We start from the raw sequence: 614 nt of genomic DNA on the forward strand, positions 1-614 counted from the left end.
GGCATCCAGCCGCGTCCGCGCAACGGCCGACCGCGCCACCGTCAGCGCCTCGGCAGAGACCGGCTCCGCCACCCCCGGCAGCCCGGCCGGCGCACCCGCTAGGCTGTCGCGCCACCAGGACAGCTCATCCTTCAGCGCCCCGCTCGCGGCGTGGCGGCCCAGGGCTTCGCCCCAGGACTGGAAGGAGGCGGTCTTGGCCGGCAGCACCACCGCCTCGCCCCGTTCCAGCTGCGTGCAGGCCAGTTGCAGATCCTCCAGCAAAACGCGCCAGGACACGCCGTCCACCACCAGATGGTGGATCGCCAGCAGCAGGCGCTGCTGACCGTCATCGTTACGTTCCACCAGCATTGCGCGCAACAGCGGGCCGTGTTCGAGGTCGAGGCTGAGCTGGGCCTCCTCGCACAGCCGCTCCTGCGCCCTGGCATCGGCGACGGTGCGGTGCCACAGCACCGGCGGCACCGCCTCGGGCGGCAGGTGCTCGGCACGTCCGTCGCCGGCGAAGACCAGCCGCAGGGCGTCGTGATGGGCCAGCAGGCCCGAGAGCGCCCGCTCCAGCAGCGCCGGATCGACCGGCCGGCGCAGCCGCAGCAGCACCGACTGGTTCCAGTGGCTAC

1 protein-coding gene is annotated in these 614 nt (G+C 73.1%); it reads right to left on the reverse strand.

Features of this window, described 5'->3' with window-relative positions:
• On the reverse strand, positions 1-614 hold a 614-nt coding region (locus TSH64_RS30515), incomplete at both ends, for a condensation domain-containing protein (RefSeq protein ID WP_146208086.1).

The sequence above is a fragment of the Azospirillum sp. TSH64 genome (assembly GCF_003116035.1).
Taxonomy (GTDB): domain Bacteria; phylum Pseudomonadota; class Alphaproteobacteria; order Azospirillales; family Azospirillaceae; genus Azospirillum.